Source organism: Staphylococcus sp. aM (genome assembly GCF_052975125.1).
On the sequence record NZ_CP121447.1, the window covers coordinates 377,795 to 404,658 of the forward strand.

General features: G+C 33.4%; 27 protein-coding genes. 22 read left to right on the forward strand and 5 right to left on the reverse strand.

All coding sequences use genetic code 11. The features are described from left to right. The first annotated feature begins 110 nt into the window (after positions 1-110). Both ptsG and P7F85_RS01700 read left to right on the forward strand, forming a co-directional pair. Entirely contained in the window at positions 111-2,177 is a 2,067-nt protein-coding gene (gene ptsG / locus P7F85_RS01695; protein WP_002466947.1) for a glucose-specific PTS transporter subunit IIBC, read from the forward strand. Between the two features lie 126 nt (positions 2,178-2,303). Then, positions 2,304-3,062 (forward strand): CPBP family intramembrane glutamic endopeptidase, encoded by a 759-nt coding sequence (locus P7F85_RS01700; RefSeq protein WP_002466941.1) that lies wholly within the window; start codon positions 2,304-2,306, stop codon positions 3,060-3,062. A 127-nt stretch (positions 3,063-3,189) separates the two neighbouring features. Here P7F85_RS01700 and P7F85_RS01705 read toward each other — a convergent pair whose 3' ends face one another. Then, a complete protein-coding gene (locus tag P7F85_RS01705; RefSeq protein ID WP_002466924.1) occupies positions 3,190-4,245 on the reverse strand; it encodes a zinc-dependent alcohol dehydrogenase family protein in 1,056 nt (351 codons plus the stop codon). Between the two features lie 216 nt (positions 4,246-4,461). Here P7F85_RS01705 and P7F85_RS01710 point away from each other — a divergent pair, with 216 nt between their 5' ends. The 4 genes from P7F85_RS01710 (at position 4,462) to P7F85_RS01725 (ending at position 7,481) form a co-directional block, all read left to right on the forward strand. Continuing rightward, positions 4,462-4,869 (forward strand): acyl-CoA thioesterase, encoded by a 408-nt coding sequence (locus P7F85_RS01710; protein WP_002466974.1) that lies wholly within the window; start codon positions 4,462-4,464, stop codon positions 4,867-4,869. Between the two features lie 75 nt (positions 4,870-4,944). Continuing rightward, complete coding sequence (locus tag P7F85_RS01715) at positions 4,945-5,277, forward strand: thioredoxin family protein (protein ID WP_015364684.1); 333 nt, start codon at positions 4,945-4,947, stop codon at positions 5,275-5,277. 302 nt (positions 5,278-5,579) lie between these two features. Continuing rightward, positions 5,580-6,428 carry a YitT family protein gene (locus P7F85_RS01720; protein WP_002466962.1) on the forward strand — a complete coding sequence of 283 codons (849 nt, stop codon included), beginning with the start codon at positions 5,580-5,582 and terminating at the stop codon, positions 6,426-6,428. A gap of 81 nt (positions 6,429-6,509) precedes the next feature. Beyond that, a complete protein-coding gene (locus P7F85_RS01725) occupies positions 6,510-7,481 on the forward strand; it encodes an alpha/beta hydrolase fold domain-containing protein (RefSeq protein WP_015364685.1) in 972 nt (323 codons plus the stop codon). A 58-nt stretch (positions 7,482-7,539) separates the two neighbouring features. On the opposite strand, the gene P7F85_RS01730 is transcribed toward P7F85_RS01725, so the two are convergent. After that, positions 7,540-7,869, reverse strand: a complete 330-nt coding sequence (locus tag P7F85_RS01730; RefSeq protein ID WP_002466964.1) for a hypothetical protein — start codon at positions 7,867-7,869, stop codon at positions 7,540-7,542. Between the two features lie 454 nt (positions 7,870-8,323). Here P7F85_RS01730 and pgsB point away from each other — a divergent pair, with 454 nt between their 5' ends. The 5 genes from pgsB to P7F85_RS01755 are packed head-to-tail and all read left to right on the forward strand — an operon-like array spanning position 8,324 to position 12,790. After that, on the forward strand, positions 8,324-9,481 hold the full coding sequence (pgsB, locus tag P7F85_RS01735) for a poly-gamma-glutamate synthase PgsB (protein WP_002466961.1): 1,158 nt from the start codon (positions 8,324-8,326) through the stop codon (positions 9,479-9,481). A gap of 1 nt (position 9,482) precedes the next feature. Further along, entirely contained in the window at positions 9,483-9,935 is a 453-nt protein-coding gene (gene pgsC / locus P7F85_RS01740; protein ID WP_002450119.1) for a poly-gamma-glutamate biosynthesis protein PgsC, read from the forward strand. 26 nt (positions 9,936-9,961) lie between these two features. Then, positions 9,962-11,035: a CapA family protein gene (locus P7F85_RS01745; protein WP_015364687.1), complete on the forward strand. Its 1,074-nt coding sequence runs from the start codon at positions 9,962-9,964 to the stop codon at positions 11,033-11,035. Further along, on the forward strand, positions 11,025-11,186 hold the full coding sequence (locus P7F85_RS01750; protein WP_002466942.1) for a hypothetical protein: 162 nt from the start codon (positions 11,025-11,027) through the stop codon (positions 11,184-11,186). Before P7F85_RS01745 ends, P7F85_RS01750 begins: the two co-directional genes overlap by 11 nt. A 2-nt stretch (positions 11,187-11,188) precedes the next feature. Continuing rightward, entirely contained in the window at positions 11,189-12,790 is a 1,602-nt protein-coding gene (locus tag P7F85_RS01755) for a gamma-glutamyltransferase (RefSeq protein ID WP_002466934.1), read from the forward strand. Between the two features lie 52 nt (positions 12,791-12,842). Here the strand turns inward: P7F85_RS01755 and P7F85_RS01760 are convergent, their stop codons facing one another. After that, complete coding sequence (locus P7F85_RS01760) at positions 12,843-13,529, reverse strand: MBL fold metallo-hydrolase (RefSeq protein ID WP_002466948.1); 687 nt, start codon at positions 13,527-13,529, stop codon at positions 12,843-12,845. A 201-nt stretch (positions 13,530-13,730) separates the two neighbouring features. On the opposite strand from P7F85_RS01760, the gene xylB reads away from it, so the two are divergent. The 5 genes from xylB (at position 13,731) to P7F85_RS01785 (ending at position 19,112) form a co-directional block, all read left to right on the forward strand. After that, the gene (gene xylB / locus P7F85_RS01765) at positions 13,731-15,209 is read left to right on the forward strand and encodes a xylulokinase (protein ID WP_002466925.1); all 1,479 of its coding nucleotides are present in this window, start codon (positions 13,731-13,733) and stop codon (positions 15,207-15,209) included. Positions 15,210-16,130: 921 nt separating this feature from the next. Continuing rightward, positions 16,131-17,174 carry a PTS sugar transporter subunit IIC gene (locus P7F85_RS01770; RefSeq protein WP_002466981.1) on the forward strand — a complete coding sequence of 348 codons (1,044 nt, stop codon included), beginning with the start codon at positions 16,131-16,133 and terminating at the stop codon, positions 17,172-17,174. Between the two features lie 2 nt (positions 17,175-17,176). Continuing rightward, on the forward strand, positions 17,177-17,857 hold the full coding sequence (gene sdaAB, locus P7F85_RS01775) for an L-serine ammonia-lyase, iron-sulfur-dependent subunit beta (RefSeq protein WP_015364688.1): 681 nt from the start codon (positions 17,177-17,179) through the stop codon (positions 17,855-17,857). 12 nt (positions 17,858-17,869) lie between these two features. After that, positions 17,870-18,769: an L-serine ammonia-lyase, iron-sulfur-dependent, subunit alpha gene (sdaAA, locus tag P7F85_RS01780; RefSeq protein WP_002450110.1), complete on the forward strand. Its 900-nt coding sequence runs from the start codon at positions 17,870-17,872 to the stop codon at positions 18,767-18,769. A 166-nt stretch (positions 18,770-18,935) separates the two neighbouring features. After that, the gene (locus P7F85_RS01785; protein ID WP_002466971.1) at positions 18,936-19,112 is read left to right on the forward strand and encodes a hypothetical protein; all 177 of its coding nucleotides are present in this window, start codon (positions 18,936-18,938) and stop codon (positions 19,110-19,112) included. Between the two features lie 27 nt (positions 19,113-19,139). Here P7F85_RS01785 and P7F85_RS01790 read toward each other — a convergent pair whose 3' ends face one another. After that, positions 19,140-19,643 (reverse strand): GNAT family N-acetyltransferase, encoded by a 504-nt coding sequence (locus P7F85_RS01790; RefSeq protein ID WP_002466984.1) that lies wholly within the window; start codon positions 19,641-19,643, stop codon positions 19,140-19,142. A 225-nt stretch (positions 19,644-19,868) separates the two neighbouring features. Between P7F85_RS01790 and srtA the strand changes: the two genes are divergently transcribed. Next, positions 19,869-20,483: a class A sortase SrtA gene (gene srtA, locus P7F85_RS01795; RefSeq protein ID WP_002466975.1), complete on the forward strand. Its 615-nt coding sequence runs from the start codon at positions 19,869-19,871 to the stop codon at positions 20,481-20,483. 171 nt (positions 20,484-20,654) lie between these two features. Beyond that, the gene (locus P7F85_RS01800) at positions 20,655-21,458 is read left to right on the forward strand and encodes a Cof-type HAD-IIB family hydrolase (RefSeq protein WP_002466940.1); all 804 of its coding nucleotides are present in this window, start codon (positions 20,655-20,657) and stop codon (positions 21,456-21,458) included. A 62-nt stretch (positions 21,459-21,520) separates the two neighbouring features. Here the strand turns inward: P7F85_RS01800 and P7F85_RS01805 are convergent, their stop codons facing one another. Beyond that, complete coding sequence (locus P7F85_RS01805; RefSeq protein WP_015364690.1) at positions 21,521-22,513, reverse strand: D-lactate dehydrogenase; 993 nt, start codon at positions 22,511-22,513, stop codon at positions 21,521-21,523. Positions 22,514-22,795: 282 nt separating this feature from the next. On the opposite strand from P7F85_RS01805, the gene P7F85_RS01810 reads away from it, so the two are divergent. The 4 genes from P7F85_RS01810 (at position 22,796) to P7F85_RS01825 (ending at position 26,839) form a co-directional block, all read left to right on the forward strand. Beyond that, positions 22,796-23,458, forward strand: a complete 663-nt coding sequence (locus P7F85_RS01810) for an NAD(P)H-dependent oxidoreductase (protein WP_002466985.1) — start codon at positions 22,796-22,798, stop codon at positions 23,456-23,458. 183 nt (positions 23,459-23,641) lie between these two features. Next, on the forward strand, positions 23,642-25,135 hold the full coding sequence (locus P7F85_RS01815; protein ID WP_117725927.1) for an aldehyde dehydrogenase family protein: 1,494 nt from the start codon (positions 23,642-23,644) through the stop codon (positions 25,133-25,135). 184 nt (positions 25,136-25,319) lie between these two features. Then, the gene (locus P7F85_RS01820) at positions 25,320-26,234 is read left to right on the forward strand and encodes a phosphate/phosphite/phosphonate ABC transporter substrate-binding protein (RefSeq protein WP_002466945.1); all 915 of its coding nucleotides are present in this window, start codon (positions 25,320-25,322) and stop codon (positions 26,232-26,234) included. 77 nt (positions 26,235-26,311) lie between these two features. Then, on the forward strand, positions 26,312-26,839 hold the full coding sequence (locus tag P7F85_RS01825; protein ID WP_015364693.1) for an LPXTG cell wall anchor domain-containing protein: 528 nt from the start codon (positions 26,312-26,314) through the stop codon (positions 26,837-26,839). The last annotated feature ends 25 nt before the right edge of the window (positions 26,840-26,864 follow it).

Genomic DNA, 26,864 nt, shown 5'->3' on the forward strand with positions numbered 1-26,864 from the left:
ACTGGTTAAGCAGGCATGAGCAAACAGGTGATCATTTAATATGGTCTTGTTTGTTCATGCCATTTTTTATGTGCATGCGAGTGATTACAATATGAGAGGAATGTTTTTACATGTTTAAAAAGCTCTTTGGGCAATTGCAACGTATAGGTAAAGCATTAATGCTACCTGTCGCAATTTTACCGGCAGCTGGGATTTTACTTGCATTTGGGAATGCAATGCATAATGAACAGTTAGTCAAAATTGCACCATGGTTAACAAACCATGTATTTGTCATGATTTCTTCTATCATGGAAGCAGCAGGGCAAGTTATCTTTGATAATTTACCATTATTATTTGCAGTCGGAACAGCACTTGGATTAGCTGGAGGAGATGGCGTAGCAGCGTTAGCAGCGCTAGTTGGATATTTAATTATGAACGCGACAATGGGTAAATATTTAAATATTACAATTGATGATATCTTCTCTTATGCAAAAGGCGCTAAAGAATTAAGTCAAGCAGCAAAACAACCTGAATATGCACTTGTGTTAGGTATTCCAACCTTACAAACGGGTGTGTTTGGCGGTATTATCATGGGGGCAGTAGCCGCATGGTGTTATAACAAGTATTATAATATTACATTGCCAGCATTTTTAGGATTCTTTGCAGGTAAACGTTTCGTACCAATCGCAACATCAGTAGCTGCAATTATTGTAGGTATTGTATTAAGTTGGATATGGCCACCTATTCAAACGGGATTAAATGACTTATCTAACTTCTTACTAACGAAGAACTTAGTATTAACAACATTTATTTTTGGAGTTATAGAACGTTCATTAATTCCATTTGGTTTGCATCATATTTTCTATGCACCATTCTGGTTCGAGTTTGGCCATTATACAAACCATGCTGGAGAACTTGTACGTGGTGACCAACGTATTTGGATGGCGCAATTAAAAGATGGCGTACCATTTACTGCAGGAACATTTACAACTGGTAAATATCCATTCATGATGTTTGGTCTACCAGCTGCAGCATTTGCAATTTATAAAAATGCACGTCCAGAACGTAAAAAAATCGTTGGTGGTTTAATGCTATCAGCAGGTTTAACAGCATTCTTAACAGGGATTACAGAACCACTTGAGTTCTCATTCTTATTTGTAGCACCATTATTATATGCGATTCATGTCGTATTAGCAGGATCTTCATTCTTAATCATGCATTTATTAGACGTAAAAATCGGTATGACATTCTCAGGTGGATTTATCGACTATGTATTATTCGGTTTATTAAACTGGGACAGAACGCATGCATTACTTGTGATTCCAGTTGGTATCGTGTACGCGGTCGTGTATTACTTCTTATTCGACTTTGCTATCCGTAAATTTAACTTAAAAACACCGGGTAGAGAAGATAAAGAACAAGAGGTCAGAGATTCAAGTGTCGCTAAATTACCATTTGATGTGTTAGACGCAATGGGTGGTAAAGATAATATCAAACATTTAGACGCATGTATTACACGTTTAAGAGTTGAAGTAAATGATAAAGCTAAAGTAGATGTTCCAGGATTAAAAGCTTTAGGTGCTTCTGGTGTACTTGAAGTTGGTAATAACATGCAAGCGATTTTTGGTCCAAAATCAGACCAAATTAAACATGATATGGCGAAAATTATGAATGGTGAAATCACTAAACCAAGTGAAACGACTGTGACAGAGGAAGACTCTGAAGAGCCAGTTCATGTAGAAGATATTAAAGAAACAGAAATTTACGCACCAGGTGTTGGTCAAATTGTTCCATTATCTGACGTACCTGATAAAGTATTTTCAGAAAAAATGATGGGCGACGGTGTTGGATTTATTCCTGAAAAAGGAGAAATTGTAGCACCATTCGATGGTACTGTTAAAACAATCTTCCCAACAAAACATGCAATTGGTTTAGAATCAGATACAGGTATTGAATTATTGATTCATATCGGTATTGATACAGTTAAACTAGATGGAGAAGGTTTCGAAAGTTTAGTTAAAGCAGATGAGAAAGTAACACAAGGACAACCGTTAATGAAAGTGAACTTAGCATATCTTAAAGAACATGCACCAAGTGTTGTAACACCATTAGTAATTACTAATTTAGGTGATCAAACATTAACAGTTGAAAAGACAAGCAGTGTTGAACCAAGCCAACGCATTATGAAAGTTAAATAAATATAAGTGCACATTTTAAATTTCTAAAATGTGCACTTTTTAATAGGGTTGACATGTGTAATAATGACTAGCAGTATAAAATTGTATATTACATTAATACGTTTAAAACTGTTGGAGGTCTAAAGTATGATAGATTCCAAAATGAAAAAGAAAGATGATGTAAGACATAATGGGAATAAAATTATTAATATTCTTATTATCATTGTTTTGACAATCATGATACAAATTCCTGCAGCTATGTCTATTATTGCACTGCCATTTTCATTGAAAATCAACGATTGGTATACTATCGCATTAAGTATGCTTATTCTTGGTTTAGCATTATTTATTGTTTGGGCTATAAGGTCGTATTACTTATATCGTACATATGAAAACCAATGTCATAAAATGAGTATGAAAGATGTTTTTAAAAATATTGGATTCTTTTTTCTAGCTATTATCTGTAGCATCACTAGTAATGCTTTAATGTTCATTTTTATAGGTGATTCAGACACCAAAAATGAAAAAGTGATTGATGAAAGTCTCGATTCACTTATGGATAAAAGTCATTTACCTCATCTTTCTATTGTACTAGTAACAATAATATGTCTATGTTTCATAGGTCCTTATCTTGAAGAACTCGTTTTTAGAGGGATTTTTAAAGAAACATTATTTATGAAAAGCCGATTTTGGTTACCTTTAATTATCTCGTCTGTAACGTTTAGCTCGCTACATTTATCAACAAATATATTCTCATTTGGTTTATATTTTTTAATGGGATGTGTTCTATATGTTGCTTATGATAGAAGACGAAATATTAAAGATAGTATGATGGTACATATGTTAAACAATTCTATTACGACAATTCCTTTGTTTTTAGCATACTTATATATTTACTTTAAATAATAGCAAATCATCTCTTCTAATAGATTAAAAAGTATTTTACTTTAATTTAAAAGGGTCATATTATCGATTAAATGTGTAATCAATAATATGACCCTTTATTTTTCAATATCTAAGATAAAAAGAATAATTAAGCTTCTGTGATATCATTTTCGATTAATAATTTAATCGCTTTATGATCTGTAGCATTTCTAAATAAATCATATGCATTTTCAATATCGCTTAATTTACTATAATGTGTCACTAATTGTTCTGGTTGGATGATTTTACTTTTAAGTGCTTCTAAAAGTTCTTCTGTAGTATTACCAGAAACTAATCCAGTTGAAACGTTGATGTTTTTAATCCATAATTTGTCGATATCAAATTGAACAGGTAAACCATGAACACCTACATTAGCGATTGTACCGTCAACGCCAATGAGTTTTTGACATAAATCAAATGTTTGTGGAATACCAACAGCTTCGATTGCTACATCAACACCACGATGATTAAGTTTGTATACTTCTTGAATCGCTTGTTCAACGTTACTTGAATTAATCGTATGTGTAGCACCTAATGATTTAGCAGTTTCTAAACGGTTGTCATCTAAATCAATCATAATAATTTTAGAAGGTGAATAGAATTGAGCAGTTAATAATGTCGCTAATCCGACTGGTCCAGCACCCACAATGGCCACTGTACTACCAGGTTTTACTTTTCCTTTTAACACACCAATTTCGTATCCAGTAGGTAAAATATCTGAAAGCATTACAAGTGCTTCATCAGGTAATGATTGAGGCGCGTGATATAAAGAGTTATCAGCAAATGGTACTTTGACATATTCAGCTTGTGTACCATCAATTAAGTGGCCTAAAATCCATCCACCATCGTTCTCACAATGCGCATAAATGCCTTTTTTACAATAGTAGCATTTACCACAAGAAGAAACGGCAGAAACAATAACCTTATCGCCAACTTTAAAATTGTTCACATTAGATCCTACTGATTCTACAATACCAATACCTTCATGACCAAGTGTAGTATTTTCAGGTACTTCAGGTGTATCTCCTTTAATAATGTGTAAGTCAGTACCGCAAATTGTCGTTTTAACCATACGAATAATGGCGTCAGTACTTTCTGTAATAACAGGTTTTTCCTTATCGATTAATTGTGCCACACCAGGCTTTGCATAGTTATAGGCTTTCATATAAATCCCTCCAATGATATTGTGAATTATTTCACAAATATTATACCACAAAATAAAGAATAATAATTTAATATCAAAAAATATAGAAGGAAAATTATAAAACCCTTTACCTATAAATGTACAATTATTTATAAACTTCAAAGTTTTTAAACAATGAAAATATTGATTAAATAGCGTAAAATAGAATTGAACATAGATATAAAGGAGTTATGAGTAATGGATACAAATGAAGGGAAATTAGTGGTAGATACTGAAATAGAAGTCAATGGCTACGATATTGATGCAATGGGGATTGTGAGCAATATCGTTTTTATTAAATGGTTTGAAGACTTACGTACGATTTTTATCAATCAATATATGAATTATTCTGAAATGATGACACAAGGCATCTCGCCTATATTAATGAAAACAGAAGTAGATTATAAAGTACCTGTGACGATACATGATCGTCCAAGAGCGCGTTGTTGGATGATCAAAGCGAGTAAAATGAAATGGATTTTTAAATTTGAAATCGCAACTAACGAAAAAGTTCACTGTATTGGCTATCAAACGGGTGGCTTTTATGATTTAGAAAAACAAAAGATAACAAAATTGCCACAAGTTTTCCAAGATATCTTAAAATAGAGTGGAAGTTGATTGACGAGAGTGAACTGCATACCTTATGATATATACCAATTTTAAGGTAAGAGGGTGTATGGTATGGTTGAATCAATTCGTGATGTAGCCCAATTTAAAACATTAATTAATACAAAACCTTTAGTAGTGATACATGTAATGAGAGAACATTGTAGTGTTTGTCATGCTGTTTTACCACAATTGAAGGATATATTAGACACGTCATATCCAAAAGTGACATTGGCAATTATAAACCAAAGTGAAGTACCCGAGATTGCAGGAGAGCTAACTATTTTTACAGTACCTGTTGATTTAATATTTATGAATGGCAAAGAAATGCATAGACAAGGTAGATTTATTGATATGCAGTCATTCGAAAGACAATTAGCTACAATGTATGAACAAATAGATGATTAAATAAGAAAATGATGAAGGTGCCTCAAATTGATGACTCAATTTGGGGCTCTTTTTTATGGAAAACCAATATGAATTTAGCCCGAGTTGTTGGGGCATAGATATGATAAATGTTATGATAAAAAACGTGTGAAAATTTTAGATAGTATTATGATATGGCGTTATTAATCATTATTTAACATGTTTAAAGCTAACATTTAATAAAAGAAAAACAGTCGTGATTAAACAGTTTATGGCACCTATGTATACTTTTCAGCACCTATTAATATGCTTTTAAATATTTTTTGTGTAATAAGGAGGCTCAAATGGAAAAACATTCTCGTAGTTATCATATTAAAAATACTATTTTTTGTTTATTAGGTACATTGTTAATTGCACTTGGAGTTAACTGTTTTGTTATTCCAGGGAATTTAGGTGAAGGTGGCGCTATCGGTATGTCTTTAGTGCTGAAGTATACACTTGGTTTATCACCGGCACTTACATCTTTCGTCATCAATGCCTTTTTAATAGTTATTGGTTGGAAATATTTAAGTAAAACAACAGCCATATATACAGTCATTACTATTACTGCAAGTTCCATTTTCTTGGATTTAACAAAGTCTTTAAGTTTAGGAATCGATGAAAACTTTATTAATGCGGTATTTGCAGGTGTATTTATTGGCGTAGGTTCAGGACTAGTCATCGCTTCTAGAAGTACGCTAGGTGGTACATCGGTTATTGCACGAATTATTAGTAAATATTCCGAAGTAAAAACATCGCAAGCGTTATTTATTCTAGATGCACTTGTCGTATTATCATTCTTAATCGTATTACCAGTGACTAATGTGCTGTATACGATTGTGATGTTGTTCATTGTCGAGAAAGCAATGGCATTTGTCGTTGAAGGTTTCAATCCTAAAAAAGCGGTGACCGTTATTTCTGATCACAATAAAGAGATTAGTTCTGAAATATACCAAGCGACTGGCAGAGGTTCAACATTATTAGATGGTAAAGGCGCTTATCAACTTGATAATACCGATATATTATACGCGGTAGTATCTCAAACACAAATAGCGACAGTTAAAAAGATTGTCAATCGTTATGATGACCAAGCCTTTTTAGTTATCCATGATGTTAGAGATGTTTTAGGTAATGGCTTTATGAATATCAAATAATAGGACGTGATGAGCGTTATTAAGACTAATCACGAGAAATTGTTATATGATAGTAGTAAAGAATATAGGAGGTGCATGTCATTGTTTAAAAGAGCACTTGCTGTAATTAGCTCAACTGTTTTAGGAAGTATATTATTTGCTAAAGTTAAAGAAAAAAGAAGTTACCGTAGTTTTGTGCAGGAGAAAATGATGCGATTGAATGGTATGAAAAAGTCATTCGATAATGTTGAAGGTGCGAAAAAAGCACTTGAACGAACTAAAGAAGAAACGGCTGGTAAATACGGTGGTACACCGTATGAATTTAAACATCATGTGAAGATAAGAGATTATTTTGGTTCACTTGTTTATATTGTTAATGATCAAAGCGACCGTAAGCAAGAAACGGTATTGTATATACACGGAGGTGCTTGGTTCCAAGATCCATTGCCATATCACTTCGAATTTATCGATTTACTTGCGGAAACGTTAAATGCCAAAGTGGTAATGCCTGTCTATCCGAAAGTGCCACATAGAGACTATGTGACAACAGATGTATTGTTGCATCATTTATACCAAAACTTACTTCAAAAAGTTGAAGATGCTGAACAAATAGTGATAATGGGAGATTCTGCAGGCGGTCAAATTGCTTTATCATTTGCACAGTCTTTAAAAGAAAAACAATTACCTCAACCAGGACACATTGTTCTTTTATCACCAGTACTAGATGCTACATTTAGTAATCCAGAAGCCAAGAAGTATGAACAGGAAGACCCTATGTTAGGTATAGAAGGTAGTAAATATTTAGCTACATTATGGGCAGGCGATACGCCTTTAGAGGATTATAGAATCTCGCCTATTAATGGGGAGATAGAAGGACTCGGTCATATTACGATTGTGATAGGTACAAAAGAAACGTTGTATCCTGATGCACTCAAACTCTCTCATATGCTCAACGACAAAGGCATTGCACATGACTTTATACAAGGTTATAATCTGTTTCATATTTATCCTATATTTCCGCTACCAGAACGCGAGCGTTTCTTAAAGCAACTTCAAGAAATCATAAAAAAATAACCCTATGCCAAATTATTTTTGCTAGGGTTTGTTTGGAATATAACAGCGAATTCATTTATCAGTATGTTTGATAATTTGAATTCGCTGTTTTGTTATCTATATGTTCATTTTGATGCTTACTATTGTCATTTGTATCTACATTTTTATAATTTGTTGCTGTATATGAATGAGATTTTGATGAAGCTTCTTCATTTTTTAGAGAAGTGTTGACGGCTTCATCGCTATTACGAGTTTTATTGTTTATCTTCGTATGATCTGTATCTAATACAGAATTAGTCATGTCTTTCCCTTGTAAACTCCCAATTAGAATGAATGATAAGTATAAAGTTGTCACAATTAAGATAATCGCCAAATAAATACCGATAGCGAATTTAACTGACTTTTGCATTCTTCTCCTCCTAAGGTCTGAGTAACTACACTCTTAATGTAACACTTAATTTTTAAGATAGTGTAAATTCCTAGTAAAAAATATATAACTTAAGCAAATGTTGGCACAAACACGTGCATCTATTGATATTGCTAATAATGTAAGCTTATCTGTTAAATCACGAACTATACCTTTACATTCCTTTACATATTTTTAATCTTTGATTAATAGAATTAAAACTGAGTCAATAACCAAATGATAGGCTACTACTAGTAAGTAGTAGATTAAGCATTTTCGACAAAGAATTTTAAGCTAATATTTAAAATATATTGACTTTTAATTAATAACTTTTATAGACTTTATAGTGATGGAAACGTTTGAATAATTTGTATTTATCTTATTTTATTTAAATGTAAATCTACATGTATTGTTCCATTTATAATTCAATATACATAGAAAAGAGAGGGATTACAGCGTGATTCTCATAATAGTATGTGTCGTGTTGATTCTATGGCTAGGCATTAAGGAGAAAAACCGCCATGCGAATCGACTTAAGAAAATCCCTATACGTATCAACATTAATGGTATTCGAGGTAAATCAACAATAACTCGAATGGCGTATAGTGTGCTTAGAGAAGACCACTATAGAGTCATAGGGAAGACAACAGGAACTGACGCAAGAATGATGTACTGGTTTACCCAAAAAGAGTACCCAGTGATTAGAAAACCTCAAGGCGCCAATATTGGTGAGCAACGTGATATCATTCGTAAAGTTGTTAAACAAAAGGCGAATGCACTTGTTAACGAATGTATGGCTGTTAATCCAGATTATCAAATTACTTTCCAAAAGGATTTAGTAAAAGCGAATATTGGCGTTATTGTCAATGTTATGGAAGACCACATGGATGTGTTAGGTCCAACATTACAAGATGTTGCTCAATCATTCACGGCAACTATTCCATATAAAGGTAAATTAGTAGTAATGAAAGATGAATTTACAGAATTTTTCGCTAAAGAAGCCAAAAAGCGTAAAACAGAATTAATCGTTGTGGACAAAGAACAAATACCAGAGTCTTACTTAAGAAAGTTTGATTATTTAGTTTTTCCAGATAATGTAGCTATCGTATTAGGTATTGCTCAAGCAGTTGGCATTGACAGTGAGACAGCCTTAGAAGGTATGTTAAATGCGCCAGCAGATCCAGGTGCTGTAAGAATTAAATACTTCCATGCCAATAACACTAAAAATGTATTTGTTAATGCGTTTGCTGCCAACGAACCACAATCCACTAAAGCTATTTTAAATAAGGTGGAATCATACAATTATCCTTATACGAAAAAAGTGGTCATTTTAAATTGTCGATCTGACAGAATCGATAGAACACAACTATTTGTTGATAATTTCTTAGAAGATATTGATTACGATACGTTGATTTGTACCGGAAAAAGTACACAGATGGTATCAGATTTAATGCATCGTTTACCAGACAAAAGATATTTGAACTTTGAAGGACAAGATTTTACAGAAATTGAAAAAGCTATTATGAAAGAATCGGACAATGCACTTGTCTTTTGTGTAGGTAATATCCACGGCCCAGGTGGAAGAATAGCGGAATTCATAGAAGGGATAGAATAAAATGATAGGTTCAGAATTATATTTCTCCTTATTTGTAGGTGTCGTTCTCAGTCTTATTTTTGCTGAGAAATTTGGTATTAACCCTGCAGGACTGGTTGTACCAGGTTATTTAGCTTTAATTTTTGATCAACCCATCATGCTGTTATCAGTACTTATTATTAGTTGTTTAACATTCTTCATTGTAAATAATGGTATTAGTAAATGGGTTATTTTATATGGTAGAAGAAAGTTCGCAGCCATGATTCTAACAGGTATGGTATTGAAGTTTATATTTGATTTGATTTATCCATTGACCCCATTTGAAATGGTCGAAGTGTCCGGTATTGGGGTAGTAATTCCTGGTATCATCGCTAACACAATTCAAAAACAAGGTGTTGTAATAACATTATCATCTACTATGTTATTAACATGTATTACATATGTCATCTTGTTCTTATACAGTTTTATTAATTAATCAAGAACAAGGAGCGCGTAATAACAATGAAAAAGAAAAAACGATTAACGCCAAGCGAATGGTTGCTCAAACAATCTAAACGACATAAGCGTAGAAATACGTTGTATACAGCCATCGTCCTACTTATCGCTTTAGTATTAATAGTCTTCGCTATTCGCGCGGTCAAAGTAGTACCAGTTAAGAGTGATGCGAAAGATCCTAGTAGTATCCGAATGACATATTTAGGTAACATTACATTAAATAAACATATTCGCCAAAATAATCTCAATAGCGTCTTTTCTGGTTTGCAAGATCCGTTGAAAAATAGTGATTTCTCAACAGCATCGCTATTAGTTAATGACTTTTCAAATGATCCTAAGAAAGAAATTGAAAAGAATTTAGAAAATATCATGTTCTTAAAGAAACAAAATATTAAAAGTGTCAATTTAATTAACCAAACAGCCGACAATGTTACAGCTAGAGACTTAATGGAAAAAGTAGAATCGCAAGCAGGATACAACTTCTTAACGGGTAATGGTTCAAACCCAATCAACAGTAAAACAATTCAACAAAATATTAAAGGTAAGAAAATTGCGAATGTATCTTTTACAGATGTTGAATCCAATTATGCAGAGCCGCTAAAAAATACGACGTCTATTAGTTTAGATCCTGATATTTTTTATCCATTAATCAAAAAGTTAAAAGAAAATAATGATTACGTCGTTGTTAATGTCGATTGGGGCATTCCTAATGAAAGAAATGTTACAGATCGTCAAAGAGAATATGCACATGCGTTATCAAAAGCAGGTGCTGATGTCATTATCGGTCATAATTCAGTTATTCAAAAAGTTGAAAAATATAAAAACACACCTATTTTTTATAGCCTAGGAAATACGACTTCAGATGATTTCCTATCTAAAAACCAAAAAGGTATGGTTGTTCAAGATGATTGGAAAGGTAAAAAACATAAGTTCCATCTTACACCAATACAATCTAAAGACGGTAAAATCTCACAAGATGATATGAATAAGATGGATCATAAACGTTTTCATAATAATATTAAAGATCAGTCAATCAATCTTAAAAAAGCTGACGATGGAGGTTATACATTTGAATATTAAAAAACATTGGCTACCCATTACTGTCGTTATTATAGTCGTCATCATTTTCCTACTCGTCATATTTGCAAGAGCGAATGAAGGTTTAGATAGTTATGAACAACAAGAACTGAAAAATGGAGAACAGCAATATCTTTCAAAAGGGGCCAGTTAGGAATGAACATATATAATAAAGCAACCTTGACTGTCATTTTAATTATTACCATTATTATTTCGTTTGTCTTTTATTACTTCACCTCAGATGAAAAGGTAGATAAAGATAAGCTATATGAAAATAAAATAGCTAATCATAAAAAGCCAGGAACTAAAAATTATGGTGTTGCATCCAATAATGCAATTGCTACAAAAATAGGTGAAAAAGTAATAGAAGATGGCGGTAATGCAACAGACGCAGCATTTGCAGTGTCATATGCATTAGCAGTGACTGAGCCACATTCATCTGGATTAGGTGGCGGTGGCGCAACGCTAACGTACGATGGTAAAGATGGCCAAGTACCAAACTTATACGAATATAAAACGTATTCTTCTTATAACTTTAAACAAGGTGATAAAATCGGTACCCCTGGGTTTGTAAGAGGGATGCATGATATGCATGAAAAAGAAGGTAAGATGGATGAGAAGAAACTCTTTGATTACGTTATTCCACTTGCTAAAGATGGATTTGAAGTCGATTCAGAGTTAGAGCGTAGCTTGAAAATATATGGTTCTAAAATTGATCGAAATTCACCATTCTTTAAAGGTAAACAAACAGTGCGTGAAGGCGATGTTGTAAAACAGGAAAAACTAGCAGATACGTTAACTAAAATACGTGACAAAGGTCCCGATTACTTCTACAAAGATGTAGGTAAAAGCGTTTCTAAACAACTAGATAATAAACTAACTGAAAAAGACTTTACGACATTTAAGACTGAAAAGAAAGAACCAGTAAGTACAGATTATTTAGGTAACAAAGTTTATTCAGCATCTAATCCACTAGGTGGGACATTAACACTACAAGGTCTGAAAATTGATGAAAAGGAAAATCAAGATACCGCTGATCGAAATAGCTATATTAAAGGTATCTTGGAATCCCGAGATATCATGTATAGTAACCGTGATGTTGTTAATGGCGCAGAGCCAAGTAGTGAAGAACATTTATCTGATGACTACTTATTAGGTGAACTTAATAAAGTCAATGTTGGTACAGCAGGCGAAGGTGGTAGTGATTTCAATCCTATCCAAACAGATAACACCAGTACAACACACTTTGTTGTGATTGATAAACAAGGTAAAGTTGCAAGTACAACAAACACGTTATCAAGTTACTTTGGTTCTGGTGACTTTATGAAAGAAGGCTTCTATATGAATAACTCATTAGGCGACTTCTCTAAATCACCATCAAGTCCAAACTATGGTGAAAAGCATAAAGCACCACGTTCATTTATTTCACCATCTATCATCGTTGGTACAGATTTCTATATGGGTATCGGTACACCAGGTGGTAACAAGATTCCAACGATGTTAAATGAAGTCATAGTCGATTATTTAAGAGGTGACGGTACGTTACAAGAAGCAGTAGATAAACCACGTTTCTATAATGATGGTGGCACGATTTACTATGAAAATGCGATTGATGATAAAGATTTAGACATCTTCAAGAGTATGGGATATGCTGTGAAAGAAAAGCGTAACGATCCAAACTTTGGTAGTGTTCAAGGCGCTGTGTATGATAAGAAAAACAAAAAGGTAGATGTCGGATCTGACGTTGGTAACAGATAAGGCAATACTATTAAAAAAGACGTGAGGCAAAGGCCCACGTCTTTTTTCAATATTAACTATTTTCTCCATTACGGACACGGTCAATAATATTTTGAATTTGTTGTTGCTTTTCCTCTTCATTTTCAACAAAATAAGCAAATGGACCTTCTTTAATAGAAACCCAAGGTACGAGCACATCAAAGTCTAACGTTTTAATCAATTCAAGGCTTTGAATCGAGCGTTCTCTATCACTAGAGCCTAATATAACAGTACGCCATGAGTCACCTTCGAAACATAAGAAGTCGCCAGTAAATAAATAACGATGCTCACCGTTATCCCATAGAAACATCGTCGTACCAGGTGTATGTCCTGGTGTAGGAATCACTTCTAAATCATCATATAACATTTGGCGTTCATTGAAATAATCTTGAATTGCTATTGAGCGCGTGAGTGCCTTGGCATCATCTTGGTGTATGATATACGGTATATCAAGTTGATTAGGGCCGCCTAAAGATTCATGATCATGATTCATTAAAACTTTAGCAGCGCCTCCCAATTGTTGAATGTCTGGTTGAACGTCTTTTAAATGACCAGAGTGATAAATGACTATATTGTCACCTTCACGTTCTAAAATAAATGATTTAAATTCAAAACGAGGATCAAAAGGTAATTGAGTTGTTGGCGTTGCATAAAGTCCTTGAGCAATTTGGTGTAATTGATTATATGGTTGTGATTGATTATCTTTATATTGATTGGTCATTATAATTCATCCCTTTAATTATTTAATAATTACAAAATTACCCCTTTATATAAAGAATTAATCATAAAAAAGCTAAAATAGACAGTATGAAAGGTGTATATTAAGATAGTGATGAGTACTGGAATAAGGTAGTTATAAGACTGACATATGTTGATGAATATCATAATGGACAAATGATTATAGATAAAGGAAGTGTGCCATTTGAAAGAAGTTGTATTAGGTATCGATTTAGGAACAAGTTCAATCAAAGTAATAGCTGTTAATCAACAAGGGGACGTCATTGAGTCTGAGAATGCGCCATTATCATTAATCCAAGAGCAAAGTGGATATAGTGAGCAAGATCCTGAAGCTTGGTTCCAAGCAACTAAAAAAGCGATTTTAGCATTAATGTCATCATCTAAAATGGAAGGTTATGTTGTCAAAGGAATGTCATTTTCAGGTCAAATGCATGGTTTAGTCATTGTTGATAAAGAGGGACACGTCTTGCGTAATGCAATTCTGTGGAATGACACTAGAAACTCTGAACAATGTCGACAAATCATCGATAAATTCGGTCATAGAGTTAATGAAAATCCAGTTTTAGAAGGATTTACTTTACCTAAAATGCTTTGGGTACAACAACAAGAGCCTGAAATTTGGAAAAATGTAGATTACTTTATGTTACCGAAAGATTATTTACGTTTTCGTCTCACAGGTAACATACACATGGAATATAGTGATGCTGCAAGTACATTATTATTGAGTCCAAAGACGAATCAATGGACTAAAGATTTAGGAGATACTTTTGAAATTGGTGATATATATCCTCCACTTGTTGATTCACATGCATTTACAGGTAACGTTTTACCTACAATTGCTGAGGAGCTTGGTTTAAATGAAGATGTAGCTACATTTGCAGGTGGTGGTGATAATGCATGTGGAGCCATAGGTGCTGGTGTGATACATGATAAAGAGACCTTATGTAGTATTGGGACATCCGGTGTGATTTTAAATGTCGAACATCAAAGCGTAACAGAATATGATAATAATCTACATTTCTTTAATCATGCGATACCGCAAACTTACTATGCAATGGGTGTAACTTTAGCTGCTGGATATAGCTTTAATTGGTTAAAACATACCTTTTTTGAAGAAGAAAGTTTTGATCAACTAATACAGTTGGCAAGTCAATCTACGATAGGCGCGAACGGCTTACTATTTGCACCATACTTAGCAGGTGAACGTACACCTCATGGTGATGCAACGATTCGCGGTAGTTTCATAGGCATAAGTGGTCAACATACTAAGGCAGATTTCGTTAGAGCAGTGATTGAAGGTATCACGTATTCATTATATGACTCTATACAACTTATTCGACAAGCAGGCAATGAAATTAATACCGTCATCTCTATTGGAGGCGGCGCGAAAAGTGATTTTTGGTTACAATTACAAGCAGATGTGTTTAATACATCAGTTAAGAAGCTAAAACATGAAGAAGGGCCTAGCATGGGGGCAGCCATCATAGCGGCATATGGTCTAGGTTGGTATCAAACATTTGAAGAGTGCGTTAATGATTTCATTCAGGTAGAGAATGTATTTAAACCTAATACGGATAAGCATCAACAATACGAGTATTACCATAATATTTATAAAGATATGTACAAGCATACTAAAGATATGACGGCTAAACTTATCAAATAATACGAGGTAGATTGGAACAAATAGACGGCTTCCAATCTACTATTTTTTTATACTAAAGAAGCGTGTTGTGTAATTATTAGAAAAATCTGAAATTTTATATTGACAAAATTAATTTAAAATCGTTTAATATACATATAAAAATACTTCGTTTTATTTTAAAACTACATTATTCCTCGAAAATCGTATCAATCAACTTAAATAGACTCCTTTTTATCACTTACAACTTCAGTATTAGAATTGCTTTACACCACTCATTTTTAATACAGTAACAATTTTCTATCCACATTTAAAAACTTATCCTTTCTACTCAAGCTATCTAATAGACATTCACATCTTTAAATTTAAATTTGAAATTTTTAAATACTATTCCAACAACCACTATCCTTAATCTTCTACAAAAGGATCCTTAATTTGCCAGAGAGGAGCATCCGAATATGACGTATGATATAAAAAGGGGAAGAGGGCCACCAGTTAATGACAATCTTGACATAGTTAAGGGATTACAGTAATTGAATAAACTCAAAAACATCAAGTGTAATTGATGTAAAACCTCACTCAAATTTATAACATTCATATTTATGGGTTTCTTACACAAATTTATGGTAAGAAACCCTAAAAAATTGTGAGCGATTTGTTACAAAATAAGTGTATAAGCGTTAGAATAGAAAGGTCGTCGAAATAATTGAGAGAATATAGTTGAAAAGAGTAAGTTTACATCGCCGGGATTTTTCATGTAGAATGCAACATACAAGGGAAATTACTGATAAAGTGTATATTTGCATTTTAAATATGAATTATACAATTAATTCGTGAAACATTTCACAATTTAGTCTTATTTAAATCTTTTTAATTATTGAAATCGCTTTCTTAAGGGTGTACGATAACTATGGCCTAAAAATAAAAAAGTGAGGTTTTGGGGAAATGAATATTATCTTAGGAGTGGGTACACTTGTACTAGTACTTATCATCATGACGCTATTCTTAAAATTTGCACCTTACGGTAAACAAGGATTGCAAGCTTTATCGGGGGCTGCATGTGCAACGTTTTTACCTCAAGCGTTTTTAAGTTATGCAATTGGTGGCGTATTCCACATCAAATTTTTACAAGAAATCGGTGATTTAGCAGGAAGTTTAAGTGGTATAGCAGTAGGGATACTTACTTGTTTAAACTTAGGCGTATCTCCAGTGTTCGCAGTTATCGTTGGTTTAGTGTTACATGATTTTAAACTATTACCAGCATTTATTGCAGCGTATATTGTAGCTTTTGGAATTAAATTAATAGAGAAAAAAGTTCCAGAAGGACTAGATTTAATTGTTGTTATTTTATTGGCTCCAGCAATTACATTTGGTTTAGCAAGCGTGATCACACCAGGAGTTATGGCAACACTTAAACAAATTGGTAGTGCGGTTACTTCAGTTGGCGACAATAACCCTTATGCACTAGCAATCATTTTAGGACTAGTTATACCGGTTACAGGTATGACACCATTAAGTTCAATGGTATTAACAAGCTTATTAGGTTTAACAGGAGTACCAATGGCAATCGGTGCAATGACATGTATGGGAAGTTCATTCGTCAATTATGTCTTATTTAGTCGATTACACATTGGTGGTAAATCTAAAGCATTTGCAGTAGGTATCGAACCATTAACACAAATTGATTTAATTGCTCAATATCCAGTACAACTATATGGAACGAATGCATTAATTGGAATGGTAAATGCTTGTATCGTAACATTTATGGGCGTAGTGATCGGCGTAAAAGGTATGGCCACACCAATTGCCGGCGCGATTGTCTTATTTGGATTTAATGAACCAATGAAAGCAATTATTACAATTGTCATTGTTGCAATCGTAAGTATCATATTGGCATTAATCATGAGTACAATTATCAAGAAATTTAACTTAATGAATTTAAGTTTAAATGTACCGAGCAGAAAGAACCAAGTTAAGGAGAGTGTTTAATGATGGCTAAAAGCTATGATTATCAAAGTGCATTCGATATTATTGGTCCAGTTATGATGGGACCGTCAAGTTCTCATACAGCCGGAGCAGTAAAAATCGGTAACTCAGCAAGAGCTGTTTTAGGTGATGTGCCTAAAAGCTTAGAAATTCGTTATTATGAATCTTTTGCTAAAACACATCAAGGACACGGAACAGACGTAGCTGTAGTTGGCGGTGCAATGGGCTACAGTACATTTGATAACAGAATTAAATCAGCATTAGACATCGCTAAAGACGAAGGCATCGCTGTTGAAATTATTGAAGATGAAGGTGAAAGTATTGGACAACATCCAAACTGTGCCTACATTAAAGCTGATGATGCAAATGGACGTCATATCGAAGTCATTGGTATTTCAATTGGTGGCGGAACAATCAAGCTTAAAGGTATCCATGTGAATGGACTAGAAGTAGAAATGAACCACGGGTTACCTATTTTAGAAGTTGATGGTCCTGCTGATAAAGCACAAATTAATCATTTGATTAATGACTTAAACGATATGGAAATTGAATACAAAGATGAATTAACACAAGTTAATGATGATAAAAGTTTAGTGGTTCTGCCATTGAATAAATCAATCAAAGAATCAACATTAGACACAATTAGAGAAAAATACAGTGATTTTAACGTTTCCTATATTAATTAAGGGGGATTCAAGATGTTTGATTCAATTAGAGAAACAATAGATTATGCAGTAGAAAAAGATATGGCATTTGCAGATATCATGATCCAAGAAGAAATGGAACTTAAAGGTCTTACTCGTGATGAAGTGCGTGCCAACATGAAACAAAACTTAGATGTTATGAGAGATGCTGTTGTTAAAGGTACTACGGGCGAAGGTGTAGAAAGTGTAACTGGCTACACAGGACATGACGCAGCAAAACTTCGTGACTATAATGAAAATAATCATGCACTATCGGGACATGAAATGATTGAAGCGGTTAAAGGTGCAGTTGCTACAAATGAAGTTAACGCAGCAATGGGTATTATTTGTGCGACACCTACAGCTGGTTCCTCGGGTACTATCCCAGGTGTATTATTTAAATTAGAAAAAACACATGATATTACAGAAGATCAAATGATTGATTTCTTATTCACAGCTGCATTATTCGGAAGAGTCGTAGCTAATAATGCAAGTGTGGCAGGAGCAACAGGTGGTTGCCAAGCAGAAGTTGGTTCAGCATCTGCAATGGCCGCAGCTGCAGCAGTATCAATTTTCGGTGGTTCACCGGAAGCTTCAGGCCATGCTATGGCTTTAGCAATTAGTAATTTACTTGGTCTAGTATGTGACCCAGTTGCAGGTTTAGTTGAAATCCCATGTGTGATGCGTAATGCCATTGGTTCAGGCAATGCATTGATTTCAGCAGACCTTGCATTAGCAGGAGTAGAAAGTAGAATTCCAGTTGATGAAGTTATCAGTGCTATGGATAAAATTGGTAGAAACTTACCAGCATCATTACGTGAAACTGGTTTAGGTGGTCTAGCAGGTACGCCAACTGGTGAAGAAATTAAACGTAAAATCTTTGGCGAAGCTGAAGATATGGTGAAAAACAAATAATATTTTGTATCATTAAGCACTTAAGAGTACATAAGCTCTTGAGTGCTTTTTTCATATAATAGAGTTAATGAGCAGGAAAGTAATAAATTTATTTTTCTAAAAATTAAAAAAATTCATTACAAAAGTTCAGCCCTATCACTAAAATAATTTAAAAGGGGCTGATGCAATGCTACGATTAACATTAATTTTTATAGCATTCATCATTAACACAACGATAACGTATTTGTGGACGACAGAGGGAACTTGGGTGAATTTATTATTCAAATCATTATCGCTAAGTATGATCATTGTGTTCATGTTTTACTATATTCGTTTTGTTATTGAAAACAGAGGTAATCAATGAGATTAAGTCATGGAAGTCAATTCCTACTTAATCTCTTTTTACGTTGTACAAATCAAGTTGGTAAAATGCAAGGTCGAGCCATTGGTCAAATTTATACCCAGCATGTTTAATTGTGCCAGAGTGAATGAAGCCAAATTTATCATGCAATTTAATACTACCTTTATTAGAGGAATCAATACCTGCTACTAGTATGCGGTAATCATTGTCTTTAGCTTCATCAATCAGTTTTGATAACAATTGTGATGCAATACCATGATGTCTATATTCTGGATGAATGTAAATAGAATGTTCGATGGTATATAAATAAGCAGGCCAATTTCTAAAAGGGCCATAAGTTGCAAAACCTTGTACGATACCCTCTTTTTCAAATACAAAAATAGGATCACCGTTTTGTTGTTTATGTTTAAACCATGCCTGTCTTTCCTCTATAGTAGTTGGATGATACGTGTATACTGCAGTCGTATTGATAATAGCGTCATTATAAATATCTAGTATTGAAGTTAAATCCGATTGTTGTGCTTGTCTTATCATGTTCGTCACCTCAATAACTATTAGATACTAATTTAAAACTAAAAACAAGACATACGTAATGACATCCTTATAAGAATATTTAATGGATTTTACATCATTCAATGAATTGAATACTTTATTCAAAGATTATGTAATATGAATATTTAATGATATACTGATATCAAAATATAGAAATAGCTAAATCTGAAATGATTTTCATTGTATTTAACTAAAGGAGTAACATATATGAAGAAATGGACCAATCGATTACTGACTATAGTTGGTGTTGTATTAATATTAGTAGCAATTTACTTATTTGCTAAACCTCATATCGATAATTATCTACATGAAAAGGATAATAACGATAAAATCGAAAATTATGATAAAAAAGAAAGTAACGATAGTAGTCAATCTAAGGATAAAGCACCCGAAATCCCTAAAGATAAATCAAAGATGGCAGGTTATATTAAAGTGCCAGATGCAGAAATTGAGGAACCTGTTTACCCAGGACCTGCTACACCTGAACAATTAAATCGTGGTGTAAGTTTTGCTGAAGGTAACGAATCATTAACAGATCAAAACATTTCTATTGCAGGACATACATTTACCGATCGCCCACATTATCAGTTTACAAATTTAAAAGCAGCTAAAAAAGGCAGCAAAGTGTATTTCAAAGTAGGAAATGAGACTCGAAAATATAAAATGACAAGTATCCGTGATGTTGATCCATCTGATGTTAAAGTCTTAGACGAACATAAAGGCGAGAAAAATCAATTAACATTAATTACTTGTGATAATTACAACAAAAATACAGGCGTTTGGGAAAAACGTAAAATATTTGTAGCTAAACAGATTAATTAATCCAATTAGTATAGACTGGGATATCAACAAATGGTGTCTCAGTTTTTATATTTTTTCTGTCTTGAAAGAAATTTCAAAGTCTGAATATAGTTTCAGGATGTACCGTGAATCTTCATCACTTTTGAATTGTTGTCTATAATGAACGTAAAGATTGGATGAGGGGGACTACACGTGATTAAGGCAATTGCAGTTGATATGGATGGGACATTTTTAGACTCAAATAAACAATATGATCATGAAAGATTCGAACGTGTATTTAAAGCGTTGAAGGAACAAGGCATTGAATTTATAGCAGCGAGTGGAAACCAATATGCTAAATTGAAGTCAATATTTGGTGAAAGGGATATGTTCTTTATCTCAGAAAATGGTGCTGTTATTTATAAAGGCAATGCATTATATCAATATCGCAGTTTTAATCATCAAGATTACCAAGATGTGATTGATTATCTACATAAAGATAGACAGATTGATCAAATGGTAATATGTGGATTAGAAAGTGCTTATATTTTAGAAGATACACCGGAAGCATTTAAAGAAGATACACGATTCTACTATCATCAATTAAATGAAATTACGCAATTAGAAGATTTACCTGAAGATGAATTTGTAAAAATCGCGTTAAATATTAATAGGCAGACACATCCACATTTAGATGAAGAACTAAAAGTACGTTTTCCAAATACAATTAAGTTAGTATCGAGTGGGCATGATAGTATCGATATCATTATGCCCAATATGACGAAAGGACAAGCATTGGCCAGACTATTGGACGTTTGGGAAATGCAACCTTCAGAATTGATGGCATTTGGTGATGCGAATAATGACAAGGATATGTTAGAGTTAGCTCAATATAGTTATGTGATGAAAAATAGTCAGGATAAAACGTTGTTTGATATAGCTTATGACGTCGCGCCAAGTAATGATGACCAAGGGGTATTAACTACAATTGAAAATGTAGTACTTAATCTTAAATAATCAAAGACGCGTTGTGTTGATCATCGGTTTAGATCACTACAACGCGTCTTTGATATGTGATTTTAGTTTAAACGTGTCTCACAAGTACCTGTGTTAATTACAGATAGTGATGCATTTAAACCGCCCTCAACAAGGTTTTGTACAGCTTCATCAGAGAAAAATGCAATATGCGGTGTAACTAAAATATTTTCATTATCGATGAGTTCTAATAATGTGTCATCTTCAATTTCTTTATTTGTCCAATCAAATGTGAAATAAGGTGCTTCAAATTCATAAGTATCAATAGCCGCACCATATAATGGACCGTGATTAACAGCATCAATCAAATCTGGTGTGTTGATCACAGCACCACGAGCGGCGTTTACTAGTACTGCACCTTCTTTGACTTTAGAAAACATCGCTTTGTCGAACAAGTGATAACTTTCTTTATTAGCAGGTACATGTAATGAAATGATATCAGCACCATTAATAGCTTCTTCAACAGATGATTGATATTCAATGAAATCTAATGATTCATTTGGATATGCATCATAACCCACAACTTTAGCTCCAAAGCCAGCATAAATTTTAGCTGTTGCAGCGCCGATTCTACCAGTCCCTATAATGGCTACAGTCATATTTTTAACTGGACGTGACATAATAGGCGCAGCCCAAGTGAAATTATGATCTTGTACACGTTTTTCAATTGCAGGGAATTTACGTACTAATTGTAATGCGATAGATACAGCATATTCCGCAATAGTTTCAGGTGAATAGCTAGGCACGTTTGAAATAATAATATTGTGCTTTTTAGCCAATTCTAAATCGTACATATCAAAGCCAGCAGTTCGTTGTGCAATTTGTTTAATGCCATATTCCTCTAGTTTAGGATAAACTTCCTCTTCAAGTTTACCGAATTGCATTGTAGTAACACCGTCATAATCTTTAAGTTGATCAACGGTTTCTTTACTTAATAACTCAGGTGACGTAGTAACTTCAATATTATTCTTTTTACCCCAGTTTAACGCCATATCCTTTTCATATTCTCTTGTACCGAAAAACATAATTCTTGTCATCATTGTTTACCTCATTTCTCAAATATAAGAAAACTAAAAATAACTAATAATATAAAATATATAAGTAAGACTGAAACTTACAATCACATTATATTGTGAAACTTTTCACAAATCAAGAGAAATATTAATTTTTCTTTTAAATAAGATAAATTAAGGATTAAGATGTTACATTTTTTTAATTAATCAATTATTAAGACACATGGGTTCAGTTCAAATATTTTTTCAGAAAGGTCAACTAAGCTATAATTTATAGTATAAAGAAATGAATAGGAGGCAATATAAATGAGCGATATGAATCAAACAATCATTGATGCGTTTCATTTTAGACATGCAACAAAACAATTTGATGCATCTAAAACTATTTCAAACGAAGATTTTGAAACAATACTAGAAGCAGGTAGATTATCTCCAAGTTCACTAGGTTTAGAACCTTGGAAATTTGTAGTAGTTCAAAGTAAAACGCTTCGAGATAAGTTAAAACCATATAGTTGGGGTGCTCAAAAACAATTAGATTCCGCTAGTCATTTCATGCTTATTTTTGCACGTAAAAATGTGACATCCCAATCACCATATGTACAAAATTTAGTGAAAAATGTTAAAGGATATGAAGAGAGTACAATCCCTGCAGTGTATAAAAAGTATGATGACTTCCAAACAGAATTCCATATCAATGATAACGAACGTACATTATATGACTGGGCTTGTAAACAAACATATATTGCCTTGGGTAATATGATGACAAGTGCAGCTTTATTAGGTATAGATTCATGTCCAATTGAAGGGTTTGATGTAGATACAGTGACTCAAATCTTATCAGATGAAGGTATTTTAGATACTGAAAACTTCGGCATTTCAGTTATGGCAGCATTTGGTTATCGTGCAGGTGAACCGCCTCATGGTAAAGTTCGTCAAACACAAGATGATGTAGTTAAATGGATTAACTAAAAATACACATGGCTTCTTAAACTATGATTTATATAGTATAAGAAGTCTTTTTTGATTCAAATTTTGAAACAATGAGCATCTTGTTTTATTTTCATAATTGAAGTCGTTACAATGTTAATAAGAAAAAGTAAACGTTTACATTTCCGAAAGTATTTCAAATAAAATTAAAAAGGAAGGGATACTATGGCAAATATTAAAGTAAGAGATTATATCGATGAACGATACGGATTATTTATTAACAATGAATTCCAACAAAGTGAAACTGGAGAAACACTGACAGTGACTAACCCAGCGAATGGTGAAGAATTAGCGGAAGTCGCAAAAGCAAGTCAAAAAGACGTGGATAAAGCAGTTGAAGCGGCTACAAACGCGTTTGATAGTTGGAGTAAAATTTCAAAAGAAGAACGTGCAGACTATTTACTAGAAATTAGCCGTAAAATTCATGAGAATGCAGAACGATTCGCGACAATTGAATCATTACAAAATGGTAAACCATATAGAGAAACATCTACAATTGATGTACCAATGGCAGCAAATCAATTTAAATATTTTGCAAGTGTGTTAACAACTGATGAAGGTTCAGTAAATGAAATTGATCACAATACGATGAGTTTAGTTGTACATGAACCTGTAGGTGTTGTAGGTGCTGTTGTGGCATGGAACTTCCCAATTTTATTAGCTTCTTGGAAGTTAGGTCCTGCACTTGCAGCAGGTAATACTGTTGTGATTCAACCATCATCATCAACACCATTAACACTAATTGAATTAGCTAAAATCTTCCAAGAAGTATTACCAAAAGGTGTTGTTAATGTATTAACTGGTAAAGGTTCTGAATCAGGAGACGCGATTTTCAATCATGAAGGTGTCGATAAATTGTCATTCACTGGTTCTACAGATGTAGGTTATGGTGTAGCAAAAGCAGGTGCGGAACGCATTGTTCCTACAACATTAGAACTTGGTGGTAAGAGTGCCAATATTATCTTTGACGATGCAAATATTGATCAAGTGATTGAAGGTGTGCAATTAGGTATTTTATTCAACCAAGGTGAGGTATGTAGTGCCGGTTCTAGATTGCTCGTTCAATCATCAGTTTATGACAAATTACTCCCAAAATTAAAAGAAGCTTTTGAAAACATTAAAGTTGGCGATCCATTTGCAGATGATATTAAAATGGGAAGTCAAACTGGTGGAGAACAAATGGAAAAAATTCAAAGCTATGTAAAATTAGCTGAAGATGATCCAAATGCAACAATTCTTACAGGTGGTCACAGACTTACTGATAATGGTCGAGATAAAGGCTTCTTCTTCGAGCCAACGATTATTGAATTAAATGACAATAGCCATCAGCTAGCACAAGAAGAAATTTTTGGACCAGTTGTTGTTGTTGAGAAATTTGAAGACGAACAAGAGGCTATTCAAATTGCCAATGATTCTGAATATGGATTAGCAGGTAGTATCTTTACAACGAATCTAAACCGCGCATTAAATGTTGCTAAAGCGATTCGAACAGGACGTATCTGGATTAATACGTACAACCAAATTCCAGCAGGCGCGCCATTTGGTGGATATAAAAAATCTGGTATTGGTCGTGAAGTGTACAAAGATGCCATTAAAAACTATCAACAAGTTAAAAATATCTATATTGATACTTCAAACGAAACAAAAGGTCTTTATTAATAGGACATAGTATCAATCATGCGATAACCCTTTCATCAAAGTAGATGAAAGGGTTATTTATATTTTTAAAATGATAATAACAACGAATATTAAATTTTTGAGAAAGGCACATATTTAATTAATAATAATCTATAATGCAATTAATATATTTATATATTAATATGAATTATGGAGTAAAGTGAAAATGAAAAAAATGATTATATTAGTATTAATGTTTATGTCGTTAATGCTAATACTGATTGGTTGTAGTCATTCTAAACAACAAACGCAAAAGAAAGATTATAAACCAGAAGTGTTAAACGTAGAATTTGTTCCATCTCAACATAGCGAGACACTCAATGCAAAAGTGAAACCATTACAAAAATTACTCTCTAAAGAATTAGGTATTCCAGTAAAAGTACATATTTCAACGAACTATAATACCATGGTTGAAGCATTAAAATCGAAAAAAGTTGATGTCGCCTTTATATCACCTGTGTCTTATACTATTGCACATGATCAAGGTGCTGCCGATGTACTTTTAAAATCAAAGGGTTACTTGGTAGACAAAGAAGGTAATAAAACGAAAAAGCTTGTTGACTACTATCGCTCACAAATTGTAGTAAAGAAAGATAGTGATATTAAGGATTTAAAAGATTTAAAACATAAAAAGGTAGGTCTACAGGATGTTGAATCAACATCGGGCTATATTTATCCTTTGGCAAGCTTAAAAGATAAAGGCATCTCACTTAATGATATTCACACGAAACAAATTAAAGGTTACGATCAAGCTTTAATTGCTTTATTAAATAATGATGTGGATGCAGTTGCTACATACCAAGATGCGCGTGCAGACTTGAAAAAAGATTATCCTCAAATATATCAAGATACCAAAGTCATTTATCGTAGTGATAAAATTCCTAATGATACTATTTCTACTAGAAGTGACATGAGCCCATCTTGGAAAGACAAAATTAGTAATGCGTTTATGCATATTAGTGAAACCCATAAAGGTAAAAAAGTAATAAGTGAAATTTATGGACATGAAGGCTATGAAAAAGCACATGATAAAGACTTTGATAAAGTGAGAGAATATAGACAGAAAATAGATAGTAATTAAATTTTAGCAAAAGGACATTACATGACCACTGCATTGATTAAACTGTAAGCGTATTAAACAAATGGAGGTCATGGATGATGAAAAAAGGATTAATTGCAACAACACTAGCAGGAACAGTTTTAGCGACAGGTGTGTTAACTGGACAAGCACATGCTGCAGAACAAAAACAACCGATTTATGTATTTACGGAAAAGCAATTTAATGAACATAGAACAGGTGAAACTGAAGGATTTGGTGGGGGACCAGGTTCAGATGTAGGCGTGGTAATGGGTAATGAAACGTACCAACAGTATTTACAACGTGTTAAAGAAGGTCAATATAATGCCGAACATTCTGGATTACCAATTAAATATGTGTATCCTAAAGACGCTGAACAAAACAACATACAACAACCTAATCAAAATAATACAAACATGAATCATCAATCATCAACACCACAAACTGTAGCTAATGCTCAGCAACAGCCGGAGCAATCAAGCCAAGCAACTGTATTACCTGAAACTGGACAACAAACTTCAAATAGCGGTGTTATATTAAGTAGTATTTTAGGCGTCATCGGTAGTGCCGTGTTATTGATTAGCCGCAAATTTAAGCAACAAGCATAAGTATTATCGCTTCAATCATTGAAAT

Excerpts from the sequence above, each read along its gene's own strand:
- ptsG (WP_002466947.1), top strand. The coding sequence starts at position 111 with ATGTTTAAAAAGCTCTTTGGGCAATTGCAACGTATAGGTAAAGCATTA.
- P7F85_RS01700 (WP_002466941.1), top strand. The coding sequence starts at position 2,304 with ATGATAGATTCCAAAATGAAAAAGAAAGATGATGTAAGACATAATGGG.
- P7F85_RS01705 (WP_002466924.1), bottom strand. The coding sequence starts at position 4,245 with ATGAAAGCCTATAACTATGCAAAGCCTGGTGTGGCACAATTAATCGAT.
- P7F85_RS01710 (WP_002466974.1), top strand. The coding sequence starts at position 4,462 with ATGGATACAAATGAAGGGAAATTAGTGGTAGATACTGAAATAGAAGTC.
- P7F85_RS01715 (WP_015364684.1), top strand. The coding sequence starts at position 4,945 with ATGGTTGAATCAATTCGTGATGTAGCCCAATTTAAAACATTAATTAAT.
- P7F85_RS01720 (WP_002466962.1), top strand. The coding sequence starts at position 5,580 with ATGGAAAAACATTCTCGTAGTTATCATATTAAAAATACTATTTTTTGT.
- P7F85_RS01730 (WP_002466964.1), bottom strand. The coding sequence starts at position 7,869 with ATGCAAAAGTCAGTTAAATTCGCTATCGGTATTTATTTGGCGATTATC.
- pgsC (WP_002450119.1), top strand. The coding sequence starts at position 9,483 with ATGATAGGTTCAGAATTATATTTCTCCTTATTTGTAGGTGTCGTTCTC.
- P7F85_RS01745 (WP_015364687.1), top strand. The coding sequence starts at position 9,962 with ATGAAAAAGAAAAAACGATTAACGCCAAGCGAATGGTTGCTCAAACAA.
- P7F85_RS01755 (WP_002466934.1), top strand. The coding sequence starts at position 11,189 with ATGAACATATATAATAAAGCAACCTTGACTGTCATTTTAATTATTACC.
- P7F85_RS01760 (WP_002466948.1), bottom strand. The coding sequence starts at position 13,529 with ATGACCAATCAATATAAAGATAATCAATCACAACCATATAATCAATTA.
- P7F85_RS01770 (WP_002466981.1), top strand. The coding sequence starts at position 16,131 with ATGAATATTATCTTAGGAGTGGGTACACTTGTACTAGTACTTATCATC.
- sdaAB (WP_015364688.1), top strand. The coding sequence starts at position 17,177 with ATGGCTAAAAGCTATGATTATCAAAGTGCATTCGATATTATTGGTCCA.
- sdaAA (WP_002450110.1), top strand. The coding sequence starts at position 17,870 with ATGTTTGATTCAATTAGAGAAACAATAGATTATGCAGTAGAAAAAGAT.
- P7F85_RS01785 (WP_002466971.1), top strand. The coding sequence starts at position 18,936 with ATGCTACGATTAACATTAATTTTTATAGCATTCATCATTAACACAACG.
- P7F85_RS01790 (WP_002466984.1), bottom strand. The coding sequence starts at position 19,643 with ATGATAAGACAAGCACAACAATCGGATTTAACTTCAATACTAGATATT.
- srtA (WP_002466975.1), top strand. The coding sequence starts at position 19,869 with ATGAAGAAATGGACCAATCGATTACTGACTATAGTTGGTGTTGTATTA.
- P7F85_RS01805 (WP_015364690.1), bottom strand. The coding sequence starts at position 22,513 with ATGACAAGAATTATGTTTTTCGGTACAAGAGAATATGAAAAGGATATG.
- P7F85_RS01810 (WP_002466985.1), top strand. The coding sequence starts at position 22,796 with ATGAGCGATATGAATCAAACAATCATTGATGCGTTTCATTTTAGACAT.
- P7F85_RS01815 (WP_117725927.1), top strand. The coding sequence starts at position 23,642 with ATGGCAAATATTAAAGTAAGAGATTATATCGATGAACGATACGGATTA.
- P7F85_RS01820 (WP_002466945.1), top strand. The coding sequence starts at position 25,320 with ATGAAAAAAATGATTATATTAGTATTAATGTTTATGTCGTTAATGCTA.
- P7F85_RS01825 (WP_015364693.1), top strand. The coding sequence starts at position 26,312 with ATGAAAAAAGGATTAATTGCAACAACACTAGCAGGAACAGTTTTAGCG.